This is a genomic window from Amycolatopsis sp. w19 (genome assembly GCF_051373225.1).
In the GTDB taxonomy this organism is placed as follows: Bacteria; Actinomycetota; Actinomycetes; order Mycobacteriales; family Pseudonocardiaceae; genus Amycolatopsis; species Amycolatopsis japonica.
The window spans coordinates 75,936-96,838 of sequence record NZ_JBPQFM010000003.1 but is presented as its reverse complement, the minus strand read 5'-3'; the positions used below and the strand labels follow the sequence as shown (position 1 = coordinate 96,838).

At 68.1% G+C, this 20,903-nt stretch carries 20 protein-coding genes; 10 read left to right on the top strand and 10 right to left on the bottom strand.

The genetic code is table 11. The annotated features are described in order from the left end of the window. Window positions 1–122 precede the first annotated feature (122 nt). From ACSMFO_RS08035 to ACSMFO_RS08020, 4 genes are read right to left on the bottom strand one after another with little or no spacing between them, the layout of a single operon-like run. Window positions 123–1,730 carry a benzoate-CoA ligase family protein gene (locus ACSMFO_RS08035; protein WP_436457767.1) on the bottom strand — a complete coding sequence of 536 codons (1,608 nt, stop codon included), beginning with the start codon at window positions 1,728–1,730 and terminating at the stop codon, window positions 123–125. Window positions 1,731–1,747: 17 nt separating this feature from the next. Beyond that, the gene (gene boxB, locus ACSMFO_RS08030) at window positions 1,748–3,169 is read right to left on the bottom strand and encodes a benzoyl-CoA 2,3-epoxidase subunit BoxB (protein ID WP_073845418.1); all 1,422 of its coding nucleotides are present in this window, start codon (window positions 3,167–3,169) and stop codon (window positions 1,748–1,750) included. Window positions 3,170–3,176: 7 nt separating this feature from the next. After that, window positions 3,177–4,769 (bottom strand): 2,3-epoxybenzoyl-CoA dihydrolase, encoded by a 1,593-nt coding sequence (boxC, locus tag ACSMFO_RS08025; protein ID WP_436457764.1) that lies wholly within the window; start codon window positions 4,767–4,769, stop codon window positions 3,177–3,179. 38 nt (window positions 4,770–4,807) lie between these two features. Further along, on the bottom strand, window positions 4,808–5,350 hold the full coding sequence (locus tag ACSMFO_RS08020; protein ID WP_436457762.1) for a TetR/AcrR family transcriptional regulator: 543 nt from the start codon (window positions 5,348–5,350) through the stop codon (window positions 4,808–4,810). Between the two features lie 60 nt (window positions 5,351–5,410). Between ACSMFO_RS08020 and ACSMFO_RS08015 the strand changes: the two genes are divergently transcribed. Then, the gene (locus ACSMFO_RS08015; protein ID WP_073845423.1) at window positions 5,411–5,887 is read left to right on the top strand and encodes a cupin domain-containing protein; all 477 of its coding nucleotides are present in this window, start codon (window positions 5,411–5,413) and stop codon (window positions 5,885–5,887) included. Here the strand turns inward: ACSMFO_RS08015 and ACSMFO_RS08010 are convergent. Then, window positions 5,850–6,281: a hypothetical protein gene (locus tag ACSMFO_RS08010; RefSeq protein ID WP_436457760.1), complete on the bottom strand. Its 432-nt coding sequence runs from the start codon at window positions 6,279–6,281 to the stop codon at window positions 5,850–5,852. The two genes, ACSMFO_RS08015 and ACSMFO_RS08010, sit on opposite strands and share 38 nt — an antisense overlap. 752 nt (window positions 6,282–7,033) lie before the next feature. Here ACSMFO_RS08010 and ACSMFO_RS08005 point away from each other — a divergent pair. Both ACSMFO_RS08005 and ACSMFO_RS08000 read left to right on the top strand, forming a co-directional pair. Beyond that, a complete protein-coding gene (locus tag ACSMFO_RS08005; protein WP_436457758.1) occupies window positions 7,034–8,935 on the top strand; it encodes an ABC transporter ATP-binding protein in 1,902 nt (633 codons plus the stop codon). 13 nt (window positions 8,936–8,948) lie between these two features. Beyond that, entirely contained in the window at window positions 8,949–9,833 is an 885-nt protein-coding gene (locus ACSMFO_RS08000) for an alpha/beta fold hydrolase (protein ID WP_073845425.1), read from the top strand. On the opposite strand, the gene ACSMFO_RS07995 is transcribed toward ACSMFO_RS08000, so the two are convergent. Both ACSMFO_RS07995 and ACSMFO_RS07990 read right to left on the bottom strand, forming a co-directional pair. Continuing rightward, complete coding sequence (locus ACSMFO_RS07995) at window positions 9,814–10,575, bottom strand: 2-keto-4-pentenoate hydratase (protein ID WP_436457755.1); 762 nt, start codon at window positions 10,573–10,575, stop codon at window positions 9,814–9,816. The two genes, ACSMFO_RS08000 and ACSMFO_RS07995, sit on opposite strands and share 20 nt — an antisense overlap. Next, on the bottom strand, window positions 10,572–11,369 hold the full coding sequence (locus ACSMFO_RS07990) for a 2-keto-4-pentenoate hydratase (RefSeq protein ID WP_037335454.1): 798 nt from the start codon (window positions 11,367–11,369) through the stop codon (window positions 10,572–10,574). The genes ACSMFO_RS07995 and ACSMFO_RS07990 overlap by 4 nt, the downstream gene beginning before the upstream one ends. Before the next feature lie 200 nt (window positions 11,370–11,569). Here ACSMFO_RS07990 and ACSMFO_RS07985 point away from each other — a divergent pair, with 200 nt between their 5' ends. The 6 genes from ACSMFO_RS07985 to ACSMFO_RS07960 all read left to right on the top strand — a co-directional run bounded on the left by ACSMFO_RS07985 (window position 11,570) and on the right by ACSMFO_RS07960 (window position 16,834). Beyond that, window positions 11,570–12,142: a hypothetical protein gene (locus ACSMFO_RS07985; protein WP_073845429.1), complete on the top strand. Its 573-nt coding sequence runs from the start codon at window positions 11,570–11,572 to the stop codon at window positions 12,140–12,142. 34 nt (window positions 12,143–12,176) lie between these two features. Further along, window positions 12,177–12,584: a CoA-binding protein gene (locus ACSMFO_RS07980; RefSeq protein WP_037335452.1), complete on the top strand. Its 408-nt coding sequence runs from the start codon at window positions 12,177–12,179 to the stop codon at window positions 12,582–12,584. Between the two features lie 280 nt (window positions 12,585–12,864). Continuing rightward, window positions 12,865–13,647 (top strand): IclR family transcriptional regulator, encoded by a 783-nt coding sequence (locus ACSMFO_RS07975; RefSeq protein ID WP_037335451.1) that lies wholly within the window; start codon window positions 12,865–12,867, stop codon window positions 13,645–13,647. A gap of 1 nt (window position 13,648) precedes the next feature. Continuing rightward, a complete protein-coding gene (locus ACSMFO_RS07970) occupies window positions 13,649–15,337 on the top strand; it encodes an L-lactate permease (protein WP_436457753.1) in 1,689 nt (562 codons plus the stop codon). A 107-nt stretch (window positions 15,338–15,444) separates the two neighbouring features. Next, entirely contained in the window at window positions 15,445–16,317 is an 873-nt protein-coding gene (locus tag ACSMFO_RS07965; RefSeq protein WP_436457751.1) for a nuclease, read from the top strand. Window positions 16,318–16,393: 76 nt separating this feature from the next. Then, entirely contained in the window at window positions 16,394–16,834 is a 441-nt protein-coding gene (locus ACSMFO_RS07960) for a sigma factor-like helix-turn-helix DNA-binding protein (RefSeq protein ID WP_436457750.1), read from the top strand. Between the two features lie 45 nt (window positions 16,835–16,879). Here ACSMFO_RS07960 and ACSMFO_RS07955 read toward each other — a convergent pair whose 3' ends face one another. After that, window positions 16,880–18,154, bottom strand: coding sequence for an RNA polymerase sigma factor (locus ACSMFO_RS07955; protein WP_436457748.1), 1,275 nt, complete (start codon window positions 18,152–18,154; stop codon window positions 16,880–16,882). 193 nt (window positions 18,155–18,347) lie between these two features. Next, entirely contained in the window at window positions 18,348–18,764 is a 417-nt protein-coding gene (locus tag ACSMFO_RS07950; RefSeq protein WP_038520666.1) for a YciI family protein, read from the bottom strand. A 204-nt stretch (window positions 18,765–18,968) separates the two neighbouring features. Here ACSMFO_RS07950 and ACSMFO_RS07945 point away from each other — a divergent pair, with 204 nt between their 5' ends. Continuing rightward, window positions 18,969–19,958 (top strand): small ribosomal subunit Rsm22 family protein, encoded by a 990-nt coding sequence (locus ACSMFO_RS07945; protein ID WP_436457745.1) that lies wholly within the window; start codon window positions 18,969–18,971, stop codon window positions 19,956–19,958. Here ACSMFO_RS07945 and ACSMFO_RS07940 read toward each other — a convergent pair. Next, window positions 19,940–20,851, bottom strand: coding sequence for a LysR substrate-binding domain-containing protein (locus tag ACSMFO_RS07940; RefSeq protein WP_436457743.1), 912 nt, complete (start codon window positions 20,849–20,851; stop codon window positions 19,940–19,942). The two genes, ACSMFO_RS07945 and ACSMFO_RS07940, sit on opposite strands and share 19 nt — an antisense overlap. Between the last annotated feature and the right edge of the window lie 52 nt (window positions 20,852–20,903).

The following is a 20,903-nucleotide window of genomic DNA, read 5'->3' as shown; positions in this document are numbered from 1 at the left end:
CCGCTCAATCACGCGTGTCGTCCGTCCAATCACATCGGCCCGGCGTGCCGCATCGGCGAACTCGCGTGACCAGAGAGCGAACTCGCGTGATCAGACGGCGAACTCGCGTGATTGGAGGGACGTCAGCCGGGCAGGGGTGAGGTGGGGTCGGGCTGATAGGACCGGACCTCGTACATGTCCCGCACCAGTTCCCGGATGACGTTGCGCCGGATCTTCCCGGTCGCCGTCTTCGGCAGTTCGCCCAGCTCGACGATGCCCCGCGGCCGTTTGAACGACGCAAGCCCGGCCCGGCAGAACTCGATCAGCTCGTCCGGATCGAGCCGGTGCCCCGGCACGCCGACCACGCACGCGACCGGTTTCTCGATGCCGTCGGCGTCGAAGGCGGCCACCACCGCGACCTCGGCGACCGCCGGATGTTGCCGCAGCCGGTCCTCGACCTCGGTGGGCGAAACCCAGATCCCGCCCGGTTTCAGCATGTCGTTGAAGCGCCCCAGACAGGTGTAGCTGCCATCGGCGTTGCGCACGAAACTGTCGCCCGTCCGCAGCCATTCGCCCTGGAAGACCTGCTTCGTCGTCTCGTAGCGGGCCCAATACCCGGTCGCGATCGACGGCCCGGCGACGAACAGTTCGCCGGGTTGCCCATCCGGCACCGGATCGCCGTTTTCGTCGCGCAGCGCGATCTCGTAACCCGGCACCGGCGTCCCGGTACTGCCGGGACGGACCTGACGCGGCCGGTTGGACAGGAAGATGTGCAACGCCTCGGTCGAGCCGATCCCGTCGAGGATCTCGACACCGAACCGGTCGCGAAACCGTTCGTACAGCACGGCGGGCAGCGGTTCGCCCGCCGAAACCGCTTGGCGTACCGAGACGAACGTGTCGTCGGGGATGTCGCTGGCGAGCAGTGCCGCGTAGAACGTCGGGACGGCGAAGAACAACGTCGGCCGCTCCGCGCGGGCCCTGGCCGCGATCAGTCCCGGGGTCGGCCTCGCCGGTTCGAGCAGTGCCGTCCCGCCGGCCGCGAGCGGGAAGAACGCCGAATTCCCCAAGCCGTAGGCGAAGAACAGCTTCGGGACGGAGAGGAACCGGTCGTTCGGCCCGATGTCAAGCACGCCGCGCGCGTACGTCTCGCAGACCGCGCGGATACCCGCGTGCCGGTGCATCGCGCCCTTCGGCTTGCCCGTCGTCCCCGAGGTGTACAACCAGAGCGCGGGCGAGTCCTCCCAGGTCGGCGCCGGTTCGAAGCCAACATCGTCCACTGTGGACAGATCGCCCCACTGGTGCGTGCGGATCCCGGACGGCAGATCGGCCGCCTTCGCCCTGTCCAGCACGACGTCGGTGACCTCCGGCGCCAGCCCCAGCGCGACCGTCGCCTGCGACGCGAACTCACCGGAGACGCACAGGACCCTGGCCCGCGAATCGGCGAGCATCTTGCCGAGGTCCAGCCCGGTGACCATGGTGGACACCGGTACCGCGACCGCTCCGGCCAGCATCGCGCCGAGGATGCCGGTGAGCAGTTCGACGTCGTCGGCCATGCAGAACAGGACCCGCTCCTCCGGGCGGACGCCGATCGCCTTCAGCCCCGCCGCGACCCGGCGGGTCTCGGCCGCCAGCCCCGCGTACGTGAGACTTCGCCTCGGGGAAACGACCGCGTCCTTCGCGCCCCGCCCTTCCGCCAGATGCCGGTCGAGCAGGTAGCTCGCCGCGTTGAACCCGGTAGCAGCAGCGGTCACGGGCGCACCTCAATCGCTCAGCTCAGGTAAACGTATTCGTAGTCGAACGGTTTCCCATTGATGCCCTGGCGTGGCGGCGCCACCCAGCTCGCGATCTTTCCTCGCTCGTACACCGGGTGCATCAGCGATCGGACGAAAGTCAGGTCTTCGGGAGTGGGCAGCCACTTGCGTTTGCCGGCCAGCCATGTCCGCTCGTCGACAACGGTGCCGTCGGGCGTCACATGGTGGCCGGAGTTTATGCCGACTTCGCGATTGAATCCAGGGTGCGGGAGGACGAATCGGAAGTCGACGCCCGCCTCGTCCAGGATCTTGTTCCAGCGGTTGACCCCGGTCTGGCAGTCGGCGCGGTACTCCTCCCGCAGGTCGAGGTTCAGCAGCAGGATGGCCGCGTGTTCCTCGGTCTCCCAGGTGCCGTCGGCTTTCGGCCGGGACAGCGATCCGGCGGCGTCGGTGAGCTTGTGGTCGTCCTTGCGGCGGGGCTCCTGCCAGCGGCCTTTCAGCCCGGCGGTGTAGTAGTTCGCCGCGTTGGTCGACGTCTCCCCGCCGAACAGGTCGAGCGAGACGGTGTAGTGGAAGTTGAGGTAACGCTGGATGACGTCCAGCGGGATCCCGCCGTGCCCGGCGATGTCGAAGGTGTCGTGCTCGCGGATCAGTTCGGCACTGCGGGTGACCACCCGGTCGACCCCCGTGGTGCCGACGAACATGTGGTGCGCCTCTTCCTTGAGCATGAATTCACAAGTGCGGGAAAGCGGGTCGAACCCGCTTTCCTTGAGGGTGCCGAGCTGATATTTGCCATCACGATCGGTGAAATAGGTGAACATGTAGAACGCGAGCCAATCCGCGGTCTCCTCATTGAAGGCGCCGAGGATCCGAGGGGCGTCCGGACTTCCGGAATTCCGGAGCAGCAATCCTTCCGCCTCGTCCCGGCCTTCGCGACCGAAGTAGGCGTGCAGCAGGTACACCATCGCCCACAGATGGCGACCCTCTTCGACATTGACCTGGAAAAGATTCCGCAGGTCGTAGAGGCTCGGCGCGGTGAGGCCCAGCAGTTTCTGCTGTTCGACCGAAGCGGGTTCGGTGTCGCCCTGGATGACGATGAGCCGCTGCAGGTCGGCGCGGTATTCACCGGGAACCTGCTGCCAGGCGGGCTCGCCCTTGTGCTCGCCGAAACCGATGACGCGGTCGGGGTCGGGCTCCGCGAGGAAGATCCCCCACCGGTAGTCGGGCACGTTGACGTGGTCGAAATGCGCCCAGCCGTCCCGTCCGACACTCACCGCGGTGCGCAGGTAGACCCCCTGCGTCCGCAGTGTGGGGCCCATTTCGCCCCACCAGTCCAGGAACTTCGGCTGCCAACCTTCCAGTGCCCGCTGAAGGCGGCGATCACCGGAGAGGTCGATGTTGTTGGGGATCTTGGCGTCGTAATCGATCTTGGTGGGCATGCGCTGTTCAAACCCGCTTCCTGTCGAAGACGGCCTTCTGACCAGTACCGTAGCGACGCAACGCACCCTCGGGACCGGATGCGTTCGGACGAGTGAAGATCCAGTTCTGCCAGGCGGCGAGCCTGCCGAAGATCTTGCTTTCCAGTGTTTCGGGACCCACGAACCGGTGATTGGCCTCCATCCCGGTCAACGCGTCAGGACTGAGCGAAGCCCGCCCTTCCAGCGCGATCCGGATCTCGTCCTCCCAGTCGAGGTCGTCCGGGGCGTCGGTGACCAGGCCGAGTTCGTTCACTTCCGCCGGGCTCAGCGCCTTGCCGCGCACCTCCGCGAGCCCGGTGACGTGGTCCGGGTCCCCGAAGAAGCGGGATTCGAGGCGGGTCAAGCCGTTGCCCATCGGGAAGCGGCCGAAGTTGGCCTCGGACAACGTGATCGCCGCTCGTTCTTCACTGTCTTCGTCGTCGATCGGCGGACCGTCCAAGATGTACTGCCGGTCGGCGGCGAGCGCGAGTTCCAGCAGGAGCCCGGCGTAACAACTACCCGGCTCGACGAGGGCGATCAGGCTACGGCTGGTGACGTCCAGCCGCTTCAGCGTCCGCTTGAAGTAGTGGACGATTTCGTTGCTCAGACAGTCTTTCGCGTCGAACACGGCGCGTTCGTGTTCGAGGACCTTCGCCGGATCGCCTTCCGTGCGGAGCACCCACGTGCCGAGTTCGGGTTCGTTGGTGCGCAGCCGGAGGATCGCGTCGTCCAGCTCGCGCGTGACGTCCAGCAACCAGCCGTCGTCGTCCTCCGGACCTTTGACGGTGATCGTCGCTTCGGTCGCGGTGCGGGCGATGTCGACATAACGATGCTTGAGCGGCTTCAGCTCGACACCTTCGCCGTCGAGCCGCTCGCTCGTCCGCGCGAACTCCTTCGCCCTGGCCAGCACGGCTTCGCGGAACCCCTGCCGCGGCACGAGTTCGTCGACGAGCCGCCAGTCGACGGCGGTCCGCCCTTTCACTCCGTCGGGGCGCGTGGCGAAGACGTCGGCGAGGTCCCGCCGTACGCCGCGTTTGTCGACCACCCGGGTGAGCCCGCCGGTGCCGGGCAGGACGCCGAGAAGCGGCACCTCCGGCAGCGCGACGGTCGAGGAGTTGTCGTCGACCAGCAGGATCTTTTCGCAGGCGAGCGCGATCTCGTAGCCGCCGCCGGCGCAGGTGCCGTTGACCGCCGCGACGTAGAGCTGGCCCGAATGCGCGGCGGCGTCCTCCATCGCGTTGCGGGTCTCATTGGTGAATTTGCAGAAGTTCACCTTCCACTCGTGCGACGACGACGCCAGCATGCGGATGTTCGCGCCGGCGCAGAAGACGTTGTCCTTCGCGCTGGTCACGATGACCACGCGGACTTCAGGATGTTCGAACCGCAGCCGCTGCGTGGCGTCGTACAACTCGATGTCCACGCCGAGGTCGTACGAGTTGAGCTTGAGCTCGTAACCCGGGACGAGGCCGCCGTCGGGGTCGACGTCGAGTTCGAGCCACGCGACGTCGCCGTCGGTGGTCAGTTTCCAGTGCCGGTAGCCGCTGGGATGACGTTCGAACGTCACCGATGTGGTCCGCGTCACCCCTCCGATTGTCTACATTGCACTGATCAGCGTCAATGTTATGTAGAAAGTTGGTCACGGAGCAGGTCGAGGAAACGAACCCAGTCGGCACCCTTGCGGATGACCGAGGAAAGCGCGCCGACCAGGAGATACACGTCGGCGACCGTGCAGTCCGACCGAAGACGGCCGGCGGCCTGATCGCGAGCGATGATCTCGGCGACCACGGTTTCGAGGCGCTCACGGGCCGAACCGCGCGGCTCGCTCCCGGGCCGCCCGCGGGCCGAATCGATGGCGGCGGTGAGGCCGCGATCGCCCGCCAGCACCTCGCCGACGTACCGGAAATAGCGCTCCAGACCGGAATCTTCACCGAAACAGTGCGCCCTGGCGTACTGCTCGATCTCCGCGAACCGATGCTCCGCCGCCGCCTCGACCAGCGCCTGGCGATCCGGGAAATGCCGGTACACGGTCCCCACGCCGACCCCGGCCACGCGGGCGATCTCCGGCATCTGCACGTCGTCCCCGCGTTCGGCGAACAACGCGCGCGCGGCGTCGACCACCTTCGCCCGGTTGCGTTCCGCGTCCGCTCGCGGCTTGGTTGACAACCCGCCTCCCTCGCGTTTAAGTGGAAACGGAGTCCGTTTCCACTTGAAGGGCAGCGTAGCATGCCGAAGGACCGTTTTCTCCTGCTCAAACCCGGCGAAGCACGCCCCGGCCGCGTACCGCTGCCGCCCTCGTTCAGCGTCAAGGCGATGACCGAAGACACCGAGACGAGGTTTTCGCTGCTCGAGGTCACCCTCGCGATGGACATCCCGCGGCACGTGCACCACGAAGCCGACGAGTGCATCTACGTCCTCGAAGGCGAGCTCGGGATCGATTTCGACGACGAGACCCACATCGCGACGAAGGGCACTTTCGTGCTGCTACCGCGCGGCGTCCCACATGCCTTGCGCCGCGTCTCCGAGCCGCCGCGGGTTCTGCAGATCTCGTCCCCCGGCGGCTGGGAGCACTACCTGGAAGACCTGTTCGAGGCGGGACCGGCGGTCTTCACCCAAGGCGCGATCGACCCGGCGAAGATCAACCGGATCGCCGCACCCCATCGCATCACGTATGGGAGCCGACCGCCGCGGGAACGCGGTTGAGCTTCGTCGCCGCCCAGGTCACGAAGACCCACAACACGAGCGCCGAGGCGGTGTCGGTGTAGATCGTGGCGAACCAGAAGGCCGGGATCTGCGGCACGGCGACCAGGAAATGCCCGAGGCTCGCGAGGCCCGACAGCGAGAAGACCATCAGGAACGCGAGCGCCCGCCAGTAGCGTCCGCGCAGGTAATCGCGGTAGCCGGCGAGACCGAACGCGGTGAAGACGACGTACGCGACGGCGACCAAGGTGGCGGCGACCGCCACCGGGATCCCCTCGATCTGCGGATAGTCGGCCGCCCTGATCACGTTGTGCGCGTAGTGCAACGTGGTGGTCAGCAGGGTGAAGGCCAGGATCAGGCGTAGCGCGGTGAGTCCGCTGGTTCGAAGAGCTTCCATGTTCGCCCCCTTGCGATTTGATAGATCGCTCTAGCGAGAGAGTAGCCCAAGGCGAGGGTGTGTGGAAATAGGGACGTTGAGTGTCCCTATTTCCACACACCCCGTACTCCGCGTAGCGATGCTGACTGGCTGTGAAGGGCGGCGGGCGAGTGCGCCCAATGTGGCATTGGGGACACTGAGCGTCTCCGATGCCACATTGGGCGCACTGAGTGAGACTTGCGTTGTCTCGGCGCCGCATGGAGCCGCGACTCGGAGAAGGCTGGTAGTAGGCAGGTCCGTGAAGGCCCCCCTTGAGAGACTCGTTTTGCCTACCCACGGGCGTGGGCGAGCCTGAGGGGTTCGGGACGTCGAAACGTCCTGACTCCTCCACACACGGATTCGTTGATGAAGGATTCGGGACACTGAACGTCCCAAATCCTTCATCAACAACGCTCGACCCGGTCCGGAACGGAGCGAATCCCGCTCACGCACAGGTCAGACGTAGATCAACGAATACCGGTCCGTGAAGGCCTCCTTGAGGGACTCTGGGTCCCTCAAGGAGGCCTTCACGGACCGAGCGATCGCCACGTTCGCGCCACATGCACCAGCAGTCACAAGGGCTGCCGACGCACCTTCCCAAGTACATGAAGGCCCCCTTCATTGCGTCTAGCGCAGTGAAGGGGGCCTTCACGTACTTCAAGCGAGCAAGGTACCGACGCCCAGCACCTCTTCGGCTCTCGGAATTGTCGGTGGGTGCGCGTAGAGAAGGAGGAGTGCCCGAAACGACCGTGCCCCTGATCGGGGTCGAGAACCTCAAGATGCCCGAGTGGGCCACGGTCGACGAGACCGTGGCCGAAGCGGGGATGGTCAAGGCCATCCGCACGCTCCCGTCCGCAGTGGCCATCGTGCTGCGGCTGGCCTGGCGAACATCGCCGCGGCTGACCCTGCTCGCCGGCGTCGTCCATCTGCTTTCCGGCTGTGTCACGGCGTTCGGCCTGCTGGCGACGGCGAACGTGTTCATCGCGCTGCTGGAGAGCGGGCCGACGCCGGAACGCGTGCTGCAGTCGCTGCCCGCACTGGTGGTCGTCGTCGGCACGTATGCCTTGCGCGCGCTGCTCGACACGGCGGTGGCCGCGGTCGAGGGCGCGCTCCGGCCGCGGGTCGTGACGTCGGCGGGCGACGAGGTCACCGCCGCGATGGTCCGGGTGCGGCTGCTGGCCTTCGAGGACGCCGATTTCCGGGAGCTGGCCAGGCAGGGCGCGCGGTACGGGGTCCGGTCGATCGAGATGAGCCTGCGCTGGCTCGCGGATCTGACGTCGGCGCTGATCTCGCTGGTCGCCGCGCTGGTGGCGGCGGGTCTGCTCAACCCGTGGCTCGCGCCGGTGCTGCTGCTCGCCGCGGTGGCCGACGGCTGGGCGGCGGCGAAGGTCGCGCGCCTGAACTACCGGCATTATCTCGACACCGTCGGCCGCAACATCCGGAAAGGGATCGTCGAAGAGGTGGCCACGTGGCGTCAGTTCGCCCTCGAACGACATGCCCTCACCCTCCAGGAGCCGTTGCTCCAGGAGTACCGGCGGATCACGGAAAGCCTGATGCGCGAAGAGGTCCGGCTCGCGCACCGCAGCAACCTGGTCCGGCTGACCGGTCGTGCGGCGGCCGGGGTGGGCACCGCGATCGCGTATCTGGTGCTCGGTCTCCTGCTCTACAGCGGGCAGATGGAGCTCGCCCTCGCCGGGACGGCCGCGCTCGCCATGCGGACGGCGTCGAATTCGCTGTCCATCACGATGCACGCGGTGAACTCCTTGTACGAGGAGTCCTTCTACATCGCGTTCTTCCACCGCCTGCTCGTGGAATCCGCGAAACGTGGCCCGGTGAAGGGCGGGGTCGCCGCTCCGCCGGATCCGGCGGAGATCCGGCTCGAGAACGTCGGATTCACCTATCCCGGCCAGGAAACCCCGGCCCTGCGTGAGGTTTCGCTGACCATCCGGCGCGGCGAGGTGATCGCCCTCGTCGGGGAGAACGGGTCGGGCAAGACCACGCTGGGCAAACTGCTCACCGGGCTCTATCCGCCCTCGGAAGGAACGGTGTACTGGGACGACGTCGATCTCGCGGGCGCCGATCACGAGTCGGTCCACGCGAACATCGCGGTGATCGCCCAGGATCCCGCCGAATGGCCGATGACCGCGGAGCACAACGTGACCGTCGGCAGGCTCGGCCGCGAGGACCCGGGGCGCGTCGCCTGGCAGGACGCGATCACCTCTTCCGGCGCAGACGAGGTGATCGAATCCTTACCCGCCAAGGAGAAGACGGTGCTGTCCAAGAAGTTCGACGACGGGCAGGACCTCTCGGGCGGGCAATGGCAGCGCATGGGCATCGCCCGCGGGATCTACCGGGACGCCGCCGTCCTGGTCGCCGACGAGCCGACGGCAGCGCTCGACGCGAAGGCCGAGGCCCGGGTCTTCGCCGGCCTGCGGCACGCGAGTGTTTCGGGGGCGGGCAGGCGCACGACGATCCTGGTGACCCACCGGCTGGCCAACATCCGCTCCGCGGACCGGATCCTGGTGCTGGAGAAGGGGCGGCTGATCGAGCAGGGCACGCACGCCGAACTCATCGAGGAAGGAGGGCTCTACCACGAACTTTACGAAATCCAGGCTCGCGCGTACCGCGGCGAGTAGGCACACTGTCGTGATGCCGGAGAAGATCGCCGAAGTGAACGGCATCCAGCTGTGCCACGAGACGTTCGGCTCGCCGGACGGCAGGCCGCTGCTGATGATCATGGGCCTGGCCTCCCAGATGATCTGGTGGGACGACGAACTCTGCGAGAACCTCGCGGCCGAGGGGTTCTTCGTCATCCGCTACGACAACCGGGACGCCGGCCGGTCCAGCCGGATGACCGGCCGGGTGAACCTGCCGCTCGCCTATGCCCTGCGCACGGCGCCGTACTCCTTGGCGGACATGGCGGGCGACGCCGCCGGGCTGCTGACCGAGCTCGGCGTCGCGAGCGCGCACGTCGTGGGCGCGTCGATGGGCGGGATGGTCGCGCAGACGCTGGCCATCGAGTATCCGTCGCGAGTGCGGTCGCTGACGTCGATCATGTCGACCACCGGCAACCGGTTCGTCGGGCGCCCGAGCGCCAAGGCGATGGCGATGCTGCTTTCGGCGCCCCCGCGCGGCCGCGAGGAGTACGTCGACTCGCTCGTGCGCACGTTCCGCGTGATCGGCTCGCCCGGTTATCCCTTCGACGAGGCCCGGATGCGTGAGCGCGCGGAGCGGTCGTTCGATCGGGGCGTGAACCCCGGCGGGACGGCGCGGCAGCTGGCGGCGATCGTTTCGAGCCGGGATCGCTTCCGCGCGTTGCGGAAGGTCGACGTGCCCGCGCTCGTCGTGCACGGTTCGAAGGATCCGCTCGTGCACGTTTCCGGCGGCCGGGCGACGGCCCGCGCGCTGCGGGAGTCCGAAGTGGACATCGTCCCGGGCATGGGGCACGACCTGCCGCGCGCGATCTGGCCCCGGCTGACGCGCGGTCTGGTCCGGACGGCCGACCGCGCCGACGTCAAGACCCGGCGAGCGTGATCGAGCCCAGGTTCGAGAAATGCGCCGCCACCCGTGAACCCGGGCGCACGTCGACCGCGTCGGTCATCCCGCCGGTGAACACGAGCCAGCCCGGCTCCAGCGCGCGCCCGCGCGCACCGAGGATGTTGGCCGCCAGCGCCAGCGCTTCCGCCGGATGCCCCAGCACCGCCGCCCCGGTGGCGGTGTCGACGATCGCGCCGTCGACTTCCAGCAGGGCCGCCTCCAGCGAGAGATCCAGCGACGCGGGCTGTGCGCCCACCGGGCCGAGCGTGACGTACGCGGAAGAACCGTTGTCCGCCACGACGTCCGGCAGTTCGAAGCGATAGTCGCGGTAGCGGCTGTCGATGACCTCGACGCCGCCGTAGACCCGGTCCACCGCCGCCATCGCGGTCGCCGCGGTCACGCCAGGGCCGGAAAGACGTTGCCCCAGAACGAAAACCAGCTCCGGCTCAGCACGCGGATGGAGCAATGACGGCACGGGAACCCCGGCGGGGAGCACCATCGCGTCGGTCAGCCACGCGAGCAACGGCGAGTCGATGCCCATGCGTTGCTGCTTCGCCCGTGAAGTAAGGCCGAGCTTGACGCCGATAAGCGTCTCGCCGCGCTCCAGCCTGAGCCGGAGCGCCTCGTCTTGGATCGCGTACGCGGTGTCGACGTCCAGCTCCGGCCACGCGTCGGTCAGCGGCTCGCGTTCTTCCCCGGACAGCAGCGCTTCCGCCGCCTCCCGCACTTCAAGGCTCACGGCCGTTCCTCCCCGGAGAACTTCGCGGTGACACTGCCGAGCCCCGCCATCGTCGCGACGACGGTGTCACCCGGATTCACCGGGATCGCCCGCGTCATCGAACCCGGCAGCACGACATGCCCCGGTTCGAGCGCGACACCGAGCGGGCCGACCGTGTTCGCGAGCCACACCAGCGCGTTCACCGGCGAACCGAGCACCGCGCCACCGGCGCCGGTCGCCGCGATCTCACCGTTCTGGTGCAGGACACAGCCCACCAGCCGCAGGTCGATGTCGCCGATCGCGGTCGGCCTGCTGCCGAGGACGACACCGCCCGAAGACGCGTTGTCCGCGATGGTGTCGACGATGCTGATCTTCCAGTCCCGGATCCGGGAATCGACGATCTCCAGCGCCGGGACGACGAAGTCCACCGCCCGCAGCGCGTCCGCCACCGTGACGCCGGGGCCGCGCAGCCGCGAACCGAGCACGAACGCGATCTCCGGTTCGATCTTCGGCTGCAGGAAGCCGCCGATCGGGATCGGCTGGTGTTCGAGGTGGAACATCGAAGCGGTCAGATGGCCGTAATCGGGCTGGTCGACGCCCATCTGCCGCTGCATGGCGGCGGAGGCGAGGCCGACCTTGTGCCCGCGCACGCCGTCGCCGCGCTCGGCCCAATGGCGGACGAGCCGCTGCTGGACGCGGTACGCGTCCTCCAGCGTCGCGGCGGGATAGGTCTCGATGAGGGGCGCGATCGGCTTACCGGTCTCGTACGCGCTGAGCAGCGCGGCCGCGGCCTCCTGCAGCGTGCTGGCGTCCATGGGCTCCTTCCGACAGTCGGACTCTGCCCCGTCACCCCTGCCCGCACAAGACGGCCGTTCCACTGGCCGGTACGCACAGATTAGGCCGTGTTCTTGAAGGCGCGCGCGTGTCCTCACCTGCTCTGTCGACCCCGCCTCCGGGCACATGGATTAGGCCGAAAGGGTCTCGCACGACCCCGATCATCACCTAGCCTGCTCCCATGTCCGATTGGACGCTCTCCCGGGCGAAGACCAGGATCGACCGCCGCGAGGAGCTCGACGAGCTCACCGCGCGTATCCGCTACGAGGTGCGGGTGCACCTCAACGAGCCCACCGCGCACAACGCCTACGACGAGCTGACCGACATCTTCGCCATCGGGCACGCGGAGTGTTCGGCACTGCTCAAGCACCGCCGGGTCCTGCCGTTGTGGGAGCGGCTGCTGCTCCAGCGCTACACCCGGCGCCTCTACGGCAAGGCCGTCTCGGCGACCGTCGGTGATCTCCCCGCCGACGCGGGGCCGGCGCCCGCGGCCGCGTTCGGCCCGGAGATCGCGTCATTGACCCCGGATTCCGGCGACACCGGCGCGAAGTTCGACATGCAGGGCCGCGGCCTGGTCAACGTCTTCCGGATCGCCGCCGGACGGCACGGCGAGATCTGGCCGGACCGCCACGACGTCGCGACGACGTCCGCGCGCAGTGTCCTCACCTGTTCCGCGGTCTTCCTGCGGCGCCGCGTGTGGCACGTCGTCTGGCCGGTGTACCGGGTACGCGGGCTGCGGCTCTGGAAGCTCTAGGAATTCCTTGGGGCCGGTGGCGGTTGTACGGGGTATGACCGATCGCGCCACCGAGATCCTCGCCGGATCGAAGACGATCGCCGTCGTGGGGCTGAGCCGCGATCCGGCCAAGTCCTCGCACGGGGTCGCCGCCGTACTGCAGGCACACGGGTTCCGGATCATCCCCGTCCACCCGTCGGCTGACGAACTGCTGGGCGAGAAGGTCTACCGCTCGCTCACCGACATCCCGGAGCCCGTCGACCTGGTCGACGTCTTCCGCCCGTCCGCCGACACCCCGCCGATCGCCGAACAGGCCGTCGCGATCGGCGCGAAGGCGCTTTGGCTGCAGCAGGGCATCGTCTCCGCCGAGTCCCGCCGGATCGCCGAAGAAGGCGGTTTGGACTACGTCGAAGATCGCTGCACGGCGGTCGTCCGAGCGATCGGAAACCTCTCGGTGCGTTAGAAACGGACTCCGCCCCGAACCCTCGCCGCGATTTTCCGGCGGGGGTTCTTTCATATCCGTGAACAGAAGAATGACCTCTGAAGTCATACGCCGAATCGGACCCACCGAAGGGATTGGTCCAAACCGGTGATCTTGACGGAAAGCCCGCGAGCTGGGAAAACTTGTCCGGTCGCCAGTTTGTTAAGAAACCTTCCCAAGGGTCCGGTGAACTGTTAACGTCCGAATCCGCTTAGCGGAAACAGGTGCCGGTCAGTGGCACCCCGGTCCTACGGAGGGCGAAGTGGGCACACCACGCGGGCTGGATTCCAGTGGCACACTCGAGCGCGGTCTCGCGGTTCTCGAGCACGTCGGCCAGAACCAGGAGATTTCCACCAACGCGATCGCCAGGCAACTGGGTCTCTCCCGGAGCGCCGCCTACCGCATCGTCGGCACCCTCAAGAATCTCGAATACCTCGAAGCCGATCGCGCCACCGGCCGTGTACGGCTCGGTACCCGGCTGGTCGAACTCGGCGCCCGCGCGATGGCGGCGACCGATCTCCACCGCTGCGCGCCGCGCTACCTCGCGTCGCTCGCCGAGCGGAGCGGTGAGACCACGTATCTCGCCGTCCCGGACAACGACACGATGGTCTACGTCGCCACCGAACGCAGCGCCAACGCCGTCACGCTGGCCTGCCGTCTCGGCACCCGCCGTCCGCAGCACGCGACGTCGCTGGGCAAGGCGTGGCTGGCGGCGTTGCCCGAACAGGACCGCGTCGAGCGCATCCGCCGGATGAAACTCGACAGTCTCACGCTCAAGACGATCAACGATCCCGTCCGGCTGCTCGACGATCTCGCCAGGACGAGCCGTCGCGGCTGGGCCGTGGACGACGTCGAGAACGAACCGGACGTCGGTTGTGTGGCCGCCGCCGTCCGCGACCACACCGGACGGCCGATCGCCGCGATCAGCGTCGCGGGCCCCGCCGGCCGCGTGCTCCGTCGCACCGACGAACTCGGCGCGACGGTGGCCGGGACCGCCGCCGCGCTGTCGCTCCGCCTGGGTTACGTCCGGGCGCAAAGGGCCTGAGGTGGGCTGGCTCCAGGACTACCAGCCGGCGGGCGGGCTGTGGCTTTCCGCCGCGCTGGCGGCGCTGCCGATCATCGTGCTGCTGGTGACGCTGGGAGTCCTGCGCCGCTCGGCGCAGCTCTCGGCCGGGCTCGCGCTGATCACCGCGCTGCTGGTCGCGGTGCTGCTGTATCGCATGCCCGCCGGGCTCGCCCTCGATTCCGCCGCCATGGGGCTGGCCTTCGGGGTGTGGTCGGTCGCCTGGATCGCGTTCCACGCCGTGTACTTCCACAACGTCACCGTCGCGACCGGACGGTTCGACGACATCAAGGCGGTCCTCGCCGGGTTCAGTGAGGACCGCCGTCTCCAGGCGCTGCTGATCGCGTTCGGTTTCGGCGCGCTGCTGGAAGGGATCGCGGGCGGCGGCTCGCCGATCGCGATCACCGCGGCGATGATGGCCGCGCTCGGTTTCCCGCCGGTGAAGGCGGTCGTGCTGGCGTTGCTGGCGAACACCGCGCCGGTCGCGTTCGGCGGTCTCGGCAATCCGCTGATCGTGCTGGGCAGGCTGACCGCTCCGATCCTCGGCATGAAACAGGAGCAGGCGACGGAACTGTTCTCGTCGATGGTCGGGCGCCAGCTCCCGTTGCTGGCGTTGATCGTCCCCGGTTTCCTGATCGTGGTCCTCGCGAGCTGGAAGCGGATGATCGAGGTCTGGCCCGCCGTGCTGACGGCCGGGCTGTCGTTCGCCGTCATGCAGTTCGTCACCTCGAACTTCATCAGCCCGAGCCTCGTCGACGTCGTCGCCGCGCTCGCCGCGATGGCGTCGCTGTGGATACTGACGCGGTTCTGGCAGCCGTCGGCGATTTGGCGTTTCGACGGCGAAGAACCGGTGAAGACCGGAGCGAGCCTCGGCGCGGCGAAGGCCGGACGCGGCGCGCTGTACGCGTGGGCGCCGTACATCGTCCTGATCGCGGCGATCTTCCTTTCCCGGATCGGCACGATCTTCAAGAACCTGCCCGAATGGCTCGACCTGACGAAGCTGCTGCACAAGGCCGACTGGGTGTTCGCGTGGCCGGGGCTGCACAAGGAGGTCGTCCAGCACGCGCCGATCACGCCCAAGGACACGCCGTACGCGGCGACGCTGACCGTCGACTTCCTTTATTCGCCCGGAACGGTGGCCCTGATCGCGGCGATCGTGGCGGGGTTCGCGATGGGCGCGAAACCGCGGCTGCTGCTGGCGACCTACCGCCGGACGCTGCACCAGATGCGGTGGGCGCTGGCGACGATCTTCATGATCCTCGCGATCGCGTTCGTCATGAACTACTCGGGCGCGACGCAGACCCTCGGTCTCGCGCTCGCGACCACCGGGGTGCTGTTCCCGTTGTTCTCCGCCTATATCGGCTGGCTGGGCGTCTTCCTCACCGGCTCGGACGCGTCGACGAACAGTCTCTTCGGGCCGATGCAGGTGATTTCGGCGCAGCAACTGCACGTCGACCCGATCCTCGCCGGCGCCACCAACACCTCCGGCGGTGTGATGGGCAAGATGATCTCGCCGCAGAACCTGTCCATCGGCGCCACCGCGATCGGTCAGTCCGGGAAAGAAGGCGCGCTGCTGCGGCAGACGTTCCTGTGGTCCGTGGTGCTGACCGCCGTGGTCGGGGTGATCTCGTTGCTCCAGGCGACGGTGCTGCGGTTCATGATCCCGTCGTGAACGTGAATTCGAGAATGTCCACATTGGTCATCCGATCTTAACCGGCCATTGGGCTGGATGGATGAACACCGGATCCGTTCACCGGAATGCGAACTACCGTTGTCCTCATGCCCATGACGCTGATCAAAGGTACGTTCCAGCTTGTCGGAGCCTCACCGGACGGCGATTCGGTGCGGTTCTATCCCGAAGACCCGCAGGCGACCAAGAAGGCGGGCCTGAAGGTCCGGCTCAATTCGCGGGGCGGGATGCAGTTGCGGCTCGACGCGATCGACGCGCTCGAAACGCATTACCAGGCCAGGGGAACCGGCGGGATGTGGCACCAGCCCGCGGAATTCGCCGACACCGCCGCGGCGAACCTGCTGAAGTGCCTCGGCTTCAAAACCGTCGAACGCGACGAACGGGGAAGGGTCACATCGTCGACGCCGATCAAGGTAGCCGGTCACATACTGACGCGATTCGCCGACAAATACGGACGAGCCGTGGCGTTCGCCTTTCCCGGGCAGCGGCCGGGACGGTCGGCGGACCTTTCCAAGGTCCACCTCGACGTCAAAACGCTGAAGAACTCCGCGAACTACCGGCAGGTCGCGGACGGTCTCGTCTATCCGACGTTCTATTCACTGCTTTATCCCGATCTCCGTGACGCCTTGGCCGAAGCCGCGGTCAAAGCCCGTCAGAACGGGCTCGGGCTGTGGCCGCAGGACGTCACGAACTCCGGGTTCAAGCTCGCGTCGCGGCGGCAACTGGCCGACGAACTGGTGATCCTGCCGAAACTGTTCCGCCGGCTCGTCGACTACCTCGCGCTCGACGAAAGCGGCGGGGTCTCGCTGACCGGCTTCTCCGACTTCCTCGATTCCCGCAACGATCGCCTGTTCACCGTCCCGGACGGGCACGCGACGGAATTCGAGACCTTGGTGAGCGTGAAACGGCAGACCGTGAGCCTCACGATCGAGCCCGAGCGGATCGTCTTCATCGAGGCCTGACCCGCTCGTGTGGGCAAAAAGACCGTACCTCCCTCCCCCGCGGCCGTGCTCATCTGAAAGGTGGGAGAGGGAGCCGATGGAAGGACACGGTTCGCGACGGCCGGAGGAGGCCGACGGGCGGATGGAGCCGACTTCGAAACACGTCGACGCCGTCCGCGTCCTGGTCGTGCGTTATTGCCGGGCGCGGATCGGTCGTCGTTCGGGCACCTACGACATCGCCGACGCGGTCGCCAAGGACAGCTGCCGCGAGATCGTCGCCGGGACGGCCGGTGCGCGCGCCCTGCTCGCGTTCGCCTACGACGTCACGCACGGTCTGGTCGACGACTTCCACCGGACCGCCGCCGAACTGCCGAACCCGCTTTCGGGGCTGCCGGGGCAGCAGCGCGAGATCATGGTGCTGCGGTCGCTCGTCGGGCTTTCCGCCGACGACACCGCGCTCGCGCTCGGCTGCTCCGTCCAGGCGGTCCGGTTGGGGCAGCACCGGGCGTTGACCGCGCTTCGCCCCGCCCCCGCCTGACGCGTTTCGTCCTCTGAACGCGGTCGAACCATCGCATTCAGAGGACTAATCGCGAGGGGTGCATTCGGCCGCGCGGTTCAGGAGCAGGGTGCGCTCCCGGTCGTTCCCGGTCATCTCGGCCGCGCGCTCGAACTCGGCGCGGGCCTCGTCGAGGCGGCCGAGTTTCGACAGGAAGTCGCCGCGCACGCTCGGCAGCAGGTGGTAAGCCTTGAGCGCGGGCTCCGACGTCAGCTTGTCGACGATCTCCAGCCCCGCCTCCGGCCCGACGGCCATCGACAGCGCCACCGCGCGGTTCAGTTCGATCACCGGCGACGGGTTCAGCTTCCCGAGCCCTTCGTACAGGGCCGCGATCCGCGCCCAGTCGGTCTCCTCGCCCGTCCGCGCCCGCGCGTGGCAGGCGGCGATGGCGGCCTGCGCCGCGTAGACGCCGAAAGCGCCGCCCGTGAGCGACTCGGAGAGCTCCAGCGCGGAGAGGCCGCGGCCGATCAGGATCCGGTTCCATTTCGTGCGGTCCTGATCCATCAGCAACACGGGTTCGCCGTTCGGCCCGACGCGGGCGGCGGATCGCGAAGCCTGGATCTCCATCAGCGCGACGAGCCCGTGCACCTCGGGTTCCTTCGGCATCAGCCCGGCGAGGATCCGCCCGAGCCGCAGTGCCTCCTCGCACAGCGCGGGCCGCATCCAGTCCTCGCCCGCCGTCGCCGAATAGCCCTCGTTGAAGATCAGGTAGATGACTTCGAGCACCGAGGAGAGGCGCGCGACCCTGTCCGACCCTTCGGGCACCTCGAACGGCACCTTGGCGTCGCCGAGCGTCTTCTTCGCCCGCACGATCCGCTGCGCGATGGCGGTCTCCTTGGCCAGGAACGCCCGCGCGATCTCGTGCGTCTGCAGCCCGCCGATCATCTTCAGCGTCAGCGCCACCCTGGCTTCGGTCGAAAGCACCGGGTGGCAGGCGGTGAACACCAGCCGCAGCAGATCGTCCTCGATATGGTCGTCGAGGCCCGCGGTGAAGTCGGGCTCCTCCTCGTACTCCTGCTCGCGGCCGATCTCGCCGAGCTTCTTCTCGTACCGCTCGTTGCGCCGGAAGGTGTCGACGGCCCGGCGTTTGGCCGTGGTCATGAGCCAGGCGCCCGGATTCCTCGGGACGCCCGACTCAGGCCACTGTTCGAGCGCGGCGACCAGCGCGTCCTGCGCCAGCTCCTCCGCGAGGCCGACGTCGCGCGTCATCCGCGCGAGGCCGGCGATGAGGCGGGCCGATTCGATCCGCCACACCGCGTCGATCGCCGAACGGGAGTCTGTCGTTGCCGTCACGCCGACCAATCAACATCGTCGGCGCGACGACCGCAACCCTGGCCGCGTCCGACGAGGCTTGTTCGATGGGCTTCGTGATCCAGGCGGTTCCTGACGGTGCGGCCGGATCGCCCTCGTACCGGGTCGTACTCGGGCGCATCCGCCCGTGCCGTCAGGGGCCACCTGGGCGCGAAGACCGCGAACAAGACTCGCCGGAGGCGGCCTACTTCGCCTCGGCCTGCTCCCGCAGCTTCTTCTCGTGCTCGACGATCTCGGGGGTCGCGTTGTCGAAGTCGTCCAGCTCGGCGATCCGGCGGATCTCGATCTCGCCCTCGCGGAACGGCGCGCGCTTCATCCATTCGATGACCTCGGCCCGGTCCTTGACCTGCAGGATCCAGAAACCCGCGATGAGTTCCTTGCTCTCGGCGAACGGCCCGTCGACGACGCGCGCCTCGGTGGTGCCGGAGTACTGGAGGCGGAAACCCTCGGAGCTGGGGAGCAGGCCTTCACCCGCGAGCATGACACCGGCCTTCACCAGTTCCTCGTTGAACTTCCCCATCTCCTGCAGTTCCTCGGCGCTCGGCTGGGCGCCGGCCACGTCGGTCTTCTCGTCGCTCTTGACAATCACCATGAACCGCATCGAAGTCTCCGTTCCCGGCGGGGCTCGTCCCTGCCACATCTACGCGTCGATCGGGCACCCCGGGATTCGACACGGTCCCCGAACTTTTTTCCGCGGATATTCGAGCAGCCGGAAAACCGCAGGTCAAGGCCTCATGCTGCCACCTCATCCCCACCACCCACCCTCGCAGGACGCGCTTCGCGCGACTCGATCTAATCTTCGATCGTGTCCGCACTCCCCGAAACCCTCCGCTCCGCCCTCGACGAAGAGCTGGGCAAGTACCCGCAGAACAGGCTGACGCAGTCCGTCGAGCGGCTCAGCACGCGCTACCGCGAGAACGCCCCCGCGAGCGCGCCCATCCTCTCGTCCGAAGCGGACATCGCGGCGTACGCGGGCTACCGGATGCCTGCCACGTACGCGGCCGTACACGCCGTCCTCGCCGAAGCCGCTCTTCGCGCCCCTGGGTTCGCTCCGCGCACGCAGATCGACATCGGCGGCGGAACCGGCGCCGCGATCTGGGCGGCGGCCGACGTGTGGCCGACGCTGGAGGAGAGCACCGTCGTCGAGCAGGTCCCCGGCGCGATCGCGCTGGGGCGTCGGCTCGCGGAGAACGCCGGGGACAAGGCCGTCCGGGGCGCGACCTGGCGGCGCGGCCTGATCGACCCGGCGGCGCCCGCGCCCGAGGCCGATCTGGTGACCCTCTCCTATGTCCTCGGCGAGCTGCCCGAAGCACGCCGGGCCGACACCGTCCGCTGGCTCTCGGCGAAGGCCTCGATGCTGGTGCTGATCGACCCCGGCACCCCCGCGGGTTACGAGCGGATCGTCGCGGCGCGGGATCAGCTCGTCGAACTCGGGCTCTCCCTGGTCGCGCCCTGTCCGCACGAGGGCGCGTGCCCGATCCCGCGCGGCAAGGACTGGTGCCATTTCTCCGCGCGCCTCCCGCGCACGGGCCTGCACCGTCAGCTCAAGTCCGGGACGCTCGGCTTCGAGGACGAGAAGTTCTCCTACGTCGTCGCCTCCCGAACGGCGCCGGAACGCGCCGACGCCCGCGTCCTGCGGCATCCGGCCAAACGCAAGGGCATGGTCAGCCTGTCCCTGTGCGCCGAGTCCGGGCTCACCGAGAAGATCGTCACCAAACGGCACGGCCCGGCCTACCGCGCGGCCCGCGACGCGGAATGGGGCGACGCCTGGCCCGATCACTCCACAGTGGACTGACGGCGTCGCGCCGGATTGCCGATGGCGGTGAGCAGCGCGCCGAGTGCCGGATTGTCGTTGCCGCGCCGCCACATCAGGTCGAGTTCCACCGGACGGCCCTCGACCCCGTCCACCGGACGGAGCACGACGCCTTCGAAGCGCAGCGTGCTCGCCGCGGCCGGGACCAGCGCGACGCCGAGTTCCGCCTTCACCAGCGCGAGCACCGTATGCACCTGACAGGGGTATTGCGTGTACTCCGGCGACACCCGGGCGGCGCGGAACACCGCGACGAGCAGATCGTGGAAGTACCGGCCTTCCGACGGCGAATACATGATGAACGGTTCGGCGTCGAAATCGCGGACGTCGGGATTCTTCTTGCGCCGCGCCAACGGATGCGCCGACGGCAGCGCGGCCAGCAGCGGTTCCCGCCACAGCGGCAGGGTCACGATGTCGGCGCCCGCGACCGGTGGCCGGATCATGCCGAGGTCGATCCCTCCCGCCAGCAACTCCTCCACCTGCGCCGCCGTCACCATCTCCCGGAGCACGAGATCGACGCCGGGCACCTCGGCGTTCGCCGCGGCGATGACGCGTTCGAGATACGAATACGCCGCCGTGGCGGTCAAACCGAGCGTCACGACGCCGACCTCACCCTTCTTCACGCGGCGGACGTACAACGTCGCCTCATGCGACGAACGCAGGATCTTTCTTGCCTCGGCGAGGAAAACCCGTCCGGCGGGGGTCAGCCGGACGGTGCGGTGCGTCCGGTCGAAAAGCTCGGCCCCGAGTTCACGCTCCAGCAGCTGGATCCGCCTGCTCAACGGCGGCTGTGTCATCGAGAGCCGCTCCGCCGCCCGGCCGTAGTGCAGTTCCTCGGCCACCGCGACGAAACTCACCAGCTGCTCCAGGGAGAACACCCATCCAGTCTAGGAATCGGCCTGGGGCGGACAAGCGCCGAACCGGTATCGC

What these genes read in the sequence shown, in the direction of transcription:
- ACSMFO_RS07985 (WP_073845429.1), top strand. Translation starts at nt 11,570, where the DNA reads ATGTCCGATTGGACGCTCTCCCGGGCGAAGACCAGGATCGACCGCCGC.
- ACSMFO_RS08010 (WP_436457760.1), bottom strand. Translation starts at nt 6,281, where the DNA reads ATGGAAGCTCTTCGAACCAGCGGACTCACCGCGCTACGCCTGATCCTG.
- ACSMFO_RS07990 (WP_037335454.1), bottom strand. Translation starts at nt 11,369, where the DNA reads ATGGACGCCAGCACGCTGCAGGAGGCCGCGGCCGCGCTGCTCAGCGCG.
- ACSMFO_RS08000 (WP_073845425.1), top strand. Translation starts at nt 8,949, where the DNA reads ATGCCGGAGAAGATCGCCGAAGTGAACGGCATCCAGCTGTGCCACGAG.
- ACSMFO_RS08015 (WP_073845423.1), top strand. Translation starts at nt 5,411, where the DNA reads ATGCCGAAGGACCGTTTTCTCCTGCTCAAACCCGGCGAAGCACGCCCC.
- ACSMFO_RS07960 (WP_436457750.1), top strand. Translation starts at nt 16,394, where the DNA reads ATGGAAGGACACGGTTCGCGACGGCCGGAGGAGGCCGACGGGCGGATG.
- ACSMFO_RS07965 (WP_436457751.1), top strand. Translation starts at nt 15,445, where the DNA reads ATGCCCATGACGCTGATCAAAGGTACGTTCCAGCTTGTCGGAGCCTCA.
- ACSMFO_RS07980 (WP_037335452.1), top strand. Translation starts at nt 12,177, where the DNA reads ATGACCGATCGCGCCACCGAGATCCTCGCCGGATCGAAGACGATCGCC.
- boxB (WP_073845418.1), bottom strand. Translation starts at nt 3,169, where the DNA reads ATGCCCACCAAGATCGATTACGACGCCAAGATCCCCAACAACATCGAC.
- ACSMFO_RS07950 (WP_038520666.1), bottom strand. Translation starts at nt 18,764, where the DNA reads ATGCGGTTCATGGTGATTGTCAAGAGCGACGAGAAGACCGACGTGGCC.